General features: G+C 63.4%; 7 protein-coding genes. All 7 read left to right on the top strand.

The window, feature by feature from the left end:
• Positions 1-62: 62 nt before the first annotated feature.
• Positions 63-1,235, top strand: a complete 1,173-nt coding sequence (locus EOA29_RS14255; protein WP_126095849.1) for an MFS transporter — start codon at positions 63-65, stop codon at positions 1,233-1,235.
• 222 nt (positions 1,236-1,457) lie between these two features.
• Complete coding sequence (locus EOA29_RS14250; protein ID WP_126092995.1) at positions 1,458-2,540, top strand: substrate-binding domain-containing protein; 1,083 nt, start codon at positions 1,458-1,460, stop codon at positions 2,538-2,540.
• 142 nt (positions 2,541-2,682) lie between these two features.
• The gene (locus tag EOA29_RS14245; RefSeq protein WP_126092996.1) at positions 2,683-4,932 is read left to right on the top strand and encodes an ABC transporter permease; all 2,250 of its coding nucleotides are present in this window, start codon (positions 2,683-2,685) and stop codon (positions 4,930-4,932) included.
• Positions 4,925-5,707, top strand: coding sequence for an ATP-binding cassette domain-containing protein (locus EOA29_RS14240; protein ID WP_126092997.1), 783 nt, complete (start codon positions 4,925-4,927; stop codon positions 5,705-5,707). The genes EOA29_RS14245 and EOA29_RS14240 overlap by 8 nt, the downstream gene beginning before the upstream one ends.
• A gap of 188 nt (positions 5,708-5,895) precedes the next feature.
• Positions 5,896-6,924 (top strand): LacI family DNA-binding transcriptional regulator, encoded by a 1,029-nt coding sequence (locus EOA29_RS14235; protein WP_126092998.1) that lies wholly within the window; start codon positions 5,896-5,898, stop codon positions 6,922-6,924.
• A gap of 268 nt (positions 6,925-7,192) precedes the next feature.
• A complete protein-coding gene (locus EOA29_RS14230; protein WP_127221044.1) occupies positions 7,193-8,317 on the top strand; it encodes a sugar ABC transporter substrate-binding protein in 1,125 nt (374 codons plus the stop codon).
• Positions 8,318-8,499: 182 nt separating this feature from the next.
• A partial coding sequence (locus EOA29_RS14225) for a sugar ABC transporter ATP-binding protein (RefSeq protein WP_145969673.1) occupies positions 8,500-9,878 on the top strand: 1,379 nt, incomplete at its 3' end.

Here is a 9,878-nt window from a genome sequence, read left to right as displayed (position 1 = left end):
ACTTGACGACAATCCCCGGAAACACTGCAACCAGTGCCGGCATCGACAGCCTCCATGCATGGATGCGGCTTGGCATTTCCTTGCTGCTGGCGACGATCGGCGGTGTCGGCATGTGGGCGGTGGTCGTGGTTCTGCCCGCCGTGCAGGCCGAGTTCGGCATCGATCGCGCGGCTGCGTCCATGCCTTACACCGCGACCATGGTGGGCTTTGCCGCCGGCAACGTGCTGGTTGGACGCGCCATCGACCGCATGGGTTATTGGATTCCGGCATTCGCATCGGCGATTGCGCTCGGTGCCGGCTTTCTGCTCGCTTCGCTCACCAATTCGATCCTGGGCTTCACCCTTGCCCAAGGGCTGCTGATCGGCGTCGGCACCTCGGCGATCTTCGGGCCGCTGATCGCCGATATTTCGCATTGGTTCAACCGCCGCCGCGGGGTCGCTGTGACGGCAGCCGCGTCCGGCAGCTATCTGGCCGGTGCAGTCTGGCCGATGGTGATTCCCTATGTCATGCAGGGCGAAGGCTGGCGTTTCACATATGCGGCGATCGGTGTGTTCTGCCTTGCGACCATGGTGCCGCTGGTGCTGATGCTGCGGCGAGGCGCGCCGCGCGAGGCTGCTTCGGGCTCGCCGGGCAGTCGGCCGGTTCAGCCGATTTCGCTGTCGCCGGCGGCGCTGCAGACGCTGCTGGTTGTCGCCGGCTTCGGCTGCTGTATGGCGATGTCGATGCCGCAGGTGCATATCGTCGCCTATTGCATGGATCTCGGCTATGGCGTCGCGCGCGGCGCCGACATGCTGTCGATCATGCTGGCGGCGGGCGTCGTCAGCCGGATCGGGTCGGGTTTTCTCGCCGATCGCATCGGCGCGGTGAAGACGCTGCTCGTCGGTTCGGTGCTGCAATGCGTGTCGCTGTTCTTCTATATCCCCTTTGACGGGCTGGTCTCGCTCTATGTCGTCTCGCTCGTCTTCGGCCTTTCGCAAGGCGGCATCGTGCCCTGTTATGCCATCATCGTGCGCGACTACATGCCGGCCAAGGAAGCCGGCCAGCGCGTCGGCATCGTCTTGATGGCGACCATCTTCGGCATGGCGGTCGGCGGCTGGATGTCGGGCTGGATCTACGATCTCACCGGTTCCTACGCGGCGGCATTCCTCAACGGCATCGCCTGGAACCTGGTGAATCTCGCCGCCATCTTGCTGCTTATGTGGAAGGCAAGGCGAGGTGCTGAAGCGCTGGCCTGATGTCCGCCAGCAACCTGGCCATTGCAAGGTGGTCAACCGGTGCAAAGGAGGGGCTAGGTGGGAGGCGGCCGAACTCGTCCGTGCTCTTTCGCATGACGTCGAGGCTATTTACTTGGACAGGCTTTGGGCGGAATATTGCGAAGTGGGAGGAAGCACTCGGAAAATCTCCTGAATAATTGCGCTCGAACGGCTTCCGCCCGTTGAATGCAAGGGAGGATAATCATGAGACGTACTTTCCCGCTCGCGGCATCCGCCGCGGCGTTGTTGCTCGGCGTGCCCTCCGCCTTCGCGCAGTCCGGCGGCGTCGAGAAAGCAGTCGGCGGCTACAGCTTCGAGGAAGCCGCAAAGGAAGCCCCCACCACCAAGGATTTCCACTCGGCCGATGGCCATCTCACCTTCGCCATCGTCACACATACGGCCGGCAACGGCTTCTTCGATCCGGTCTATGTCGGCGCAACTGCCGCCGGCAATCTGATCGGCGCCAAGATACTGCTGCTCGGCTCGGAATCTCCGACCGACGACCCGGCCCGCGAGATCGAAATCCTGAATCAGATCGTGCAGGATCCGACGATCGACGGGCTGATCATGACAACGCCCCAGGTCGGCGCCTATAACGACATCGTCAAGGCCGCCGAGGCCAAGGGCATACCGGTAGCAACGACCAATTCCTTCGACGGCACGATCCTCGACCGCAGCGGCATCAGCCACACCGGTCAGGACGCCTCCGCCGCGGCGATCGCCGGCGAGGCACTCGTCAAGTGCCTGGCCGACAAGGGTATCGAGAAGGGCTCGATCGTCCTGCCGTCATCGACCGCGATGGGCAACATCGAGGTGAACAATCGAGTCACCTCGGCCTTCAACGCGATCGTCAAGGGCCTGAAGGCCGCCGGCAAGCTCGAGGCCTTCAAGGTCGACGCGGGGCCTGAGAACACCGGCATCGACACCAATCCGAACGATCCGGTGAACGGCATCGTGACGCTGTTCGAATCGCGCGGTGACGTTGTCGGCGCCTTCGCCGGCAACAACGTGTTCACGCCGGCGCTCGCCAAGGCCGTCGCCCAGACCGGCAAGACCGGCAAGATCTGCGCCTACGGCTTCGACATCGGCCCGACCCAGCAGGATGCGCTGAAGAGCGGCGACCTGACCGGCGCGCTCGGGCAGCAGCCCTTCCTGCAGGGCTTCTATCCGGTCATGCAGCTCTATCTGCAGATCGATCGTGGCATCGCGGCCGCCAATCTGGATACGCGTGCCCAACTTGTGACGAAGGAGACCGTGACAAAGGTCGGCAAGCGCTTCGAGAACTGAACCAATGCATGTCGCCCAAAAGTGCGCAGCGGTTTTGGGACAACGACATGCATAAAACAAGAAACTGAAGCGCGTCGTCCTTCTGGCGCGACGCGCTTCAGGATATTTCCGCGCGGTTTACCTTCGGAACCCAGTTATCAACATGTCCGCCGAAGCTCCCGCCCGCCGCCTTCCATCCCAGCTCGTCGGGGGCTGGGAAGCGGGATTGCTTGCCCTGCTGGCGCTGATCTATCTCGGCGGCGCTGTCGTCAATCCGACCTTCTTCGGCTCGCTGGAGGCGTTCCATGCGCTGCTGCGCGACACCTCGCGGGTCGCCATCATTGCGGTCGGAATGACGTTCGTCATCGTCAACAAGGACCTCGACCTTTCGGTCGGCTCCATCTACGGCCTGGTCGCCGTGGTTTTTGCCAGGCTGTTCGCGCCAAGCTTTGCCGATCTCGACATCGTCACGTCGGTGACCGTCTGCGTCCTTCTTGGCGTGGTGATCGGCCTTGTCAACGGCGTGCTGGTTACCATCCTCAAAGTGCCGGCGTTCATCGCCACATTGACCACGCTTTTGATCGGCCGCGGCTTCGTGCTTGCGCTGACGCAAGGGCAGGCGATCTACTATCCCGGCAAGGCGAAGGAGGCTCCGTTCTTCTTCCACCTCGGTGAGACGAACGTGTTCGGCTTCAACAACCAGATCGCGATCTTCGCCGTCGTTGCCGTGATCGGCGCCTACGTGCTCGCCAACACTCGCTGGGGCTATGAGACCTTTGCGACGGGCGGCAACGAGCAGGCAGCGGTTTATGCCGGCATACCGACGAACTGGGTGCGCATCCGTGCCTATCTGCTCTCGTCGCTCTGCGCCGCCGTTGCCGGCCTTCTGTCGGCTGCACAGGACAAGGGCGTGACCCCGCTTTACGGCGTCAGCGGCGAACTGACCGTCATCGCAGCGGTGATCATCGGCGGCGCTTCCATTCTCGGCGGTCGCGGCCGCGTCGCCGGGTCCTGCCTCGGCGCCACGCTGGTCGTTCTGCTCGACAAGGTGCTGCGCGAGGGTTTGCCGATCACGCGCACCATCAAGATCGGCGAGGAGGAGGTGACCGTCAACGCCGTCTACTCCCTGCCGGTGGGCGCGGTGCCGGTCTTCCTCGGGCTGCTGCTTGTCATCGCCGTGCTGATCGAACCCTATCTCATCCGCCGCCAGATCGCGGCGCGCTTCTGGGCATGGCTGCGCGGCAGGCCGCCGCCGCCGGCCTTCGAGATTGGCGGCGTCGCGCTCGAGGGCGTGGTGACCAAGGGCGCGATGGCGACCGACATCGCATTGTCGGCGACCGGGTTCGGCAAGTTCCTCGCCCGGCGCGACGCCCTCGCCGTCATCCTGACGGTGGTGCTGTGGCTCACGGGTCTTTTCCTCAGGCCGGATTACTGGTGGAACCTGTCCAACACTTTCGCGATCCTGCTCAACTACACCGAGCTGGCGCTGATCACGGTCGGGCTTACCTACGTCATCGCGGCCGGCGATATCGACCTCTCCGTCGGAGCCGTCCTGGCGCTCGCCGGCAGCTCGGCGGCCTATTTCCTGAAGGTCCTTGGCGCCGACCCCGTCACCGCTGTCGCGATGGGCCTGCTTGCGGGAATGCTTGCCGGCCTCGTCAACGCCGTCGTCGCCGTTGGCTTGAAACTCCCGGCCTTCATCGCAACGCTTGGCATGTTTTACATCGCCCGCGGCCTCGCGGCGTGGTTCGTCGCCGGCCAGCAGCTTACCGGCTGGCCGGAGGGCTACAACTTGCTCGGCCGCAAGGTGAACGACATCCTCCTTCACTTCGGCATCGTGCTTCCGGATGGCATCCTCAAAACACTGGCCGAGGTGGTCAGCGTGCAGACGGTCTGGATGATCTTCGTCGCCCTGATTGCCGGCATCGTGCTCGCCTACACGCCGTTCGGGCAAAAGGTCTATGCAACCGGCGGCAACATCCGCGCCGCCGCCTATGCCGGCATCAACACCAACCGGGCGCGCTTCATCTCGCTCATGCTGGCGGCGTTCTGCGCGACGATGGCCGGGATCATCAACGTCGCCTATTTCCGAAGCTTCAACCCCGTTGCAGGCCAGTTCCGCGAACTCGACGCCATCGCGTCGGTGATCATCGGCGGCGGGTCGATATTCGGCGGCTACGGCACCATGCTTGGTTCTCTGGCCGGTGCAGCCGTGATCACTCTCGTTAGGGCGCTCCTGCAGCTCAATGTCCAGGGCTTCAGCATGCCGCAGCATTGGATCAACGTCTTCATCGGCGTCATCCTCATTGCCGCGGTGCTGATCGACATCTGGGTACGCCAGGCCAACATCTTCGGTCGCCTGCGAGCCCGCCTCGCGCGACGCGCACGAACCCGGGAAACCATTCATGCCTGACGTTGCGTTGCCTCAACCGATCGTGGAAATGCGAAGCATCGAAAAAGCCTTCGGGGCCGTGCAGGCGCTTCGGAAAGTCGATCTGGTGCTCTATCCCGGAGAGATCCTTGGACTGGTCGGCGACAACTCGGCCGGCAAGTCGACGCTCATGAAGATCCTCACCGGCGCCTATCAGCGCGACGCCGGCGAAATCCTCGTCGCCGGCCAACCGGTGCACTTCAAGAGTCCGCATGAGAGCCGCGATGCGGGCATCGAGATGATCTACCAGGATTTCGCTCTTTGTGGAAACATGGATGTCGGCCAGAACATCTTTCTTGGCCGCTGGCCGCGCAAAGGCCCTTTTATCAATCGCCGCAAGATGTACGCGGAAGCCGACAGCGTGCTGAAGCGGCTCAAGGTGGACGTTAACTCCGTTTTCCAGAAGGTCGAGAGCCTGTCGGGCGGTCGCCAGCAGTCCGTGGCGATTGCCCGCGCGATTTCGTTCGAGCCACGCGTCGTGATCCTCGACGAACCGACCGCCAACCTCTCGGTGATGGCGACCGAGCGGCTCCTCGAGACTATGCTGGAGCTGAAAAGGCAGGGTGTTGCCCAGATCATCATCTCGCACCGGCTGGTCGACATTTTCGCCGTAGGCGACCGTGTCATGGTGCTCAAGCGCGGCGAGAATGTCGGCGACCGTCACGTCAGGAACACCGACGAGCACGAGGTCCTCGAGATCATAGTCTCCGGCACGCGGGAGCAGGCGCTTACGGCCGATCAGGCGAGGGCGGTCTGACCACCGAGGCGTTGGCCTGAGGGCTTATCGCCTCTACCAGGGCTGAACCAATATTCGTCGGCTTGACAATGGCCATGGCCTGCGCGACCCAGACCGGAATGGGATGGGGCTGCGAACATGGTTGCTGTGGCTAAGCTCTTGATTGTCAACCCGCCGCTGCGCTCCTTTCGTGCAAAAAGGGCAGGGGCGTGACAAGGCCGCGCTCGCGCCGGGGTGGCGGTCGCCCGACGATTGCCGATGTCGCGCGCAAGGCGGGTGTGGGCGCCATCACCGTGTCGCGCGCCCTGCGCGAGCCCGGGCGGGTCTCGGAAGATCTGCGCCGGCAGATACAGGTCGCCGTCGACGAGCTCGGCTATATCCCGGATCCCAATGCACGCGCGTTGGCTTCGGCGCGCGCGGAGGTCTTCGGCGTGCTGGTGCCGTCGCTTACCAACAACGTCTTCGCCGAGGTGGTGCGCGGCATTTACGACAGCCTTTCGGACAGCCCGATCCGCATCCAGATGGGCAATACGCATTATTCTGGCCTGGAGGAAGAGCGCCTGCTGCAGCTGTTCGCCTCGCAGCGACCGGCCGCGCTGATCGTGGCCGGGATCGACCAGACGCCGCTGTCGCGAAAGCTGCTGGAGACGGCCGGCTGTCCGGTGGTGCAGGTTATGGAAACCGGGCCCGATCCGGTCGACATGCTGGTCGGCTTCTCGCATTTCGACGGCGGCCGCACGGCCACCGAGCACCTGATCGAAATGGGCTACCGGCGGATCGGCTTCATCGGCGCCCGCATGGATCCGCGTTCGCAGCGGCGCCTTGCCGGCTATCGCGCCGCGATGGAGGCGGCAGGCCTGTTCGACCTCCGTCTGGTCACGACCACGCCGCTGCTGTCCAGCGTGACGCTCGGACGTGAGCTTCTGCGCGATGCGCTGGCCAAGATGCCGGCGCTCGACGGCGTCTTCTGCAACAATGACGATATTGCGCTCGGCGTTCTGTTCGAATGCCACCGCGCCGCGATCGCTGTGCCGAAAACAATCGGCATTGTCGGCTTCAACGACCTCGACATGATGCAGGCGGCTTTCCCGTCGGTCACCAGCATTCGCACGCATCGCTATGAAATCGGCCGCCAGGCGGTTGCCATGGCATTGTCGGCGATCGCGGGCCAAAGGCCGCAGCATCGGGTCGTCGACCTCGGTTTCGAGCTAATACGCCGCGAGAGCACCGCTCGCTGAAACACACAGAGGCGACTGTGCAAATGCCGGTTTACAGCCTTTAATGGTAGCGCTACCATTAAAGCATGAAGCCTGTTTATTATACATAAGCAACAGCTCATGCTTGTTTATTATGTATAATATGATAGTTTCATGAGCCGCTTGGAGGGCCGAGAGGGGGAAAAGAGGGACGGCACAAGCCACCTCGCAAGCGTATCGGATTGGCAGGAGGGTGCCGGCCGACCGCCAACACATTTAACAAGCAGAACTGCAACTGGGAGGAATACCGATGATCAAGTCACTCGTTGGCGGCGTCATTGCCGCCACTGCATTTGTCATGCTGAGTTCTTCGGCGATCGCCGATCCGGAAATTGTCAAAGGGCCGGCGGCCGAGCCCGACTGCTTCGCGCCCTGGGCGGCCGACACACAGTTCTTCAAATATCCGAAGAAAGATGGTCCGTACCGGATCGCGCTCGCCAACGGCTATATCGCCAACACTTGGCGCATCCAGATGATTCAGACCGCCAAGGCCTACGCCGCGCAGCCGGACGTCGCCAAGAAGCTGAAGGAATTCAAGGTGGTATCGACCGGCGAGGATGTGCCGGCGCAGATTTCGGCGATCAACAACTTCATCGATTCCGGCTTTGACGCCATCGTCGTCAACGCCCAGAACCCGACCGCATTCGGGCCGGTGATCAAGCGCGCCAAGGAAGCCGGCGTCATTCTCGTCGCCTTCGACAACATCCTCGACACCAAGGACGCCATCAACGTCAATGTCGATCAGAAGGGCCTCGGCGAGCTGTGGGGCAAGTGGCTGGTCTCGCATGTGCCGAATGGCGGCAAGGTGCTCGAGGTGCGCGGCGTGGCCGGCACCTCAGTCGACACCGACCGCCACAACGGCATCCATGAGGTGCTCGATGGGTCCGGCAAGAAGTGGGATGTCACCGAGGTCGTCGGAAAATGGGATGACGGCGTGGCGCAGAAGGCCACCGCCGACGCGATCGCCACCAGCGGACCGTTCGACGGCATCACGGGACAGGGCGGCGACACCGGCATCGTGCAGGCGATGATCGACGCCAAGCATCCGTTCGTGCCGTTCGGCGGCGAGACGGAAAACGGCTTCCGCAAGTTCTGCGCCGCGCATGCGGCGGATGGACTGAAATGCTCTTCGGCCGGCACCGGCCCGGCCCAGGTCGCGGTCGCCATCAAGACTGCGATCGCAGCGCTCGAAGGCAATGTCGTGCCGCAGTCGGTCAAGCTGCCTTTGGCCATCGTCGAGGATCCGAACTTCAAGGCGGGGCAGGATTTCTTCCCGGACCAGTCCGACAATTTCTTCGTCGGCAACTCCTCCCCGACCTGCGGCATCAATTCCACCGCGCAGGAAATCATGGGCCAGACCAAGGAAAACAAGTAGCCTGATCCAACCGGCGCCGCGGGAGTTCCGCGGCGCCGGCCGCCAAAGCGCGTCGCGATCTTTCAGATTTGCTCAATGCGCTTTAGGCTTTTGATTTTACGCATGTCTTTGTCCCGAAACCGGTTCCCACTTTCGGGAGACATGCTCTTGATGCCAATCGCGAACTGGCCTGGGGAGGGCTGATGGACGGCGCGGCACCGCTCTTCCAGATGGAAGGCATATCCAAGCGCTATGGCGGCGTTCGGGCCTTGGAGAAGGCCGACCTTTCCGTGACGGCCGGGAGCATCCACGCCATCCTCGGCGAAAACGGCGCCGGCAAGTCGACCTTGATCAAGGTCATGGCCGGCGTCGTCGCGCCGGACGAAGGCCGCATGACGCTGGATGGGCGCGAGGTGACCTTCGCCTCACCGGCCGCCGCGAACCAGGCCGGCATCGTCTGCATCTTCCAGGAACTGTCGCTCATCCCGGAACTCAGCGTCGCCGACAACATCGTCATTTCCGACCCGCCCAAGCGCTTCGGCATGATCGACCGCAAGGCGCAGCGGCGCATCGCGGAACAGGCGCTTGCCCGGGCGGGCGCTTCAGACATCCATCCGCTGGCGCTGGTAAAGGATCTGCCGCTGTCGCGTCGGCAGATGGTCGAGATCGCCAAGGCGCTGGCCAGGAAGCCGCGCATCCTGATCCTCGACGAAGCGACCTCGGCGCTGACGGCGGCGGATGTCGCCAAGATATTCGGCGTGCTGAAGCGGCTGCGCGAGGAAGGGCTGGCGCTGCTCTACATCTCGCACCGCATGAACGAGATCGCCGAGCTGGCCGACCAGTGCACGGTGTTCCGCAACGGCCGCAATGTCGCCAGCTACGCGGCAGGGTCGAAGAGCGACAACGAAGTGGTCGAACTGATGATCGGCCGCGAATACAGCCACATCTTCCCGCCGAAGCCGGTTCGTCACCAACCCGGCGCAGTTCCGGTTCTGGAGGCGCGCGGCCTCTCATGGAGCGGTCGGCTGGACAATATCTCGCTGTCGATCGGAGCCGGCGAGGTCGTCGGGCTCGGCGGTCTCGACGGCCAGGGCCAGCGCGAATTGCTGCTTGCATTCTTCGGCGTGCTGCGCGGTCTTTCCGGGCAGATCCTCGTCGACGGCAAGCCGGTTTCGATCGCAAGCCCAGCAGCCGCGAGCGATGACCGCGTGGGCATGGCGCTGATCCCGGAAGACCGCAAGACGGAAGGGCTGATGCTGCCGATGACGGTGCGCGAAAACCTGTCTTTCGCGGCGCTCGACAGGCTGTCGAAGGCCGGCGTTATCGATCGCGGCGCCGAGCAGCGTCTGATCGACGACATGGTCGGGCTGCTGGCGATCAAGACCGCGGGCCTCGACATTCCGGTCGGCGCGCTTTCCGGCGGCAACCAGCAGAAGGTGGTGATCGCCAAATGGCTGATGCGGCAGCCGCGCATCATCCTGCTCAACGATCCGACGCGCGGCATCGATGTCGGCACCAAGCAGGAGCTCTACCAACTGATGCGCAAGCTCGCGGATGCAGGCGCCGCGATCCTGTTCTATTC

This window comes from Mesorhizobium sp. M1E.F.Ca.ET.063.01.1.1, from assembly GCF_003998155.1.
Classification (GTDB): Bacteria; Pseudomonadota; Alphaproteobacteria; order Rhizobiales; family Rhizobiaceae; genus Mesorhizobium.
The sequence above is the reverse complement of the archived record's forward strand: the minus strand, read 5'-3'. Positions and strand labels throughout refer to the sequence as shown.

Bases quoted from the DNA above. Each gene is read 5' to 3' on its own strand.
- EOA29_RS14255 (WP_126095849.1), top strand. From the start codon at position 63: ATGCGGCTTGGCATTTCCTTGCTGCTGGCGACGATCGGCGGTGTCGGC.
- EOA29_RS14250 (WP_126092995.1), top strand. From the start codon at position 1,458: ATGAGACGTACTTTCCCGCTCGCGGCATCCGCCGCGGCGTTGTTGCTC.
- EOA29_RS14245 (WP_126092996.1), top strand. From the start codon at position 2,683: ATGTCCGCCGAAGCTCCCGCCCGCCGCCTTCCATCCCAGCTCGTCGGG.
- EOA29_RS14240 (WP_126092997.1), top strand. From the start codon at position 4,925: ATGCCTGACGTTGCGTTGCCTCAACCGATCGTGGAAATGCGAAGCATC.
- EOA29_RS14230 (WP_127221044.1), top strand. From the start codon at position 7,193: ATGATCAAGTCACTCGTTGGCGGCGTCATTGCCGCCACTGCATTTGTC.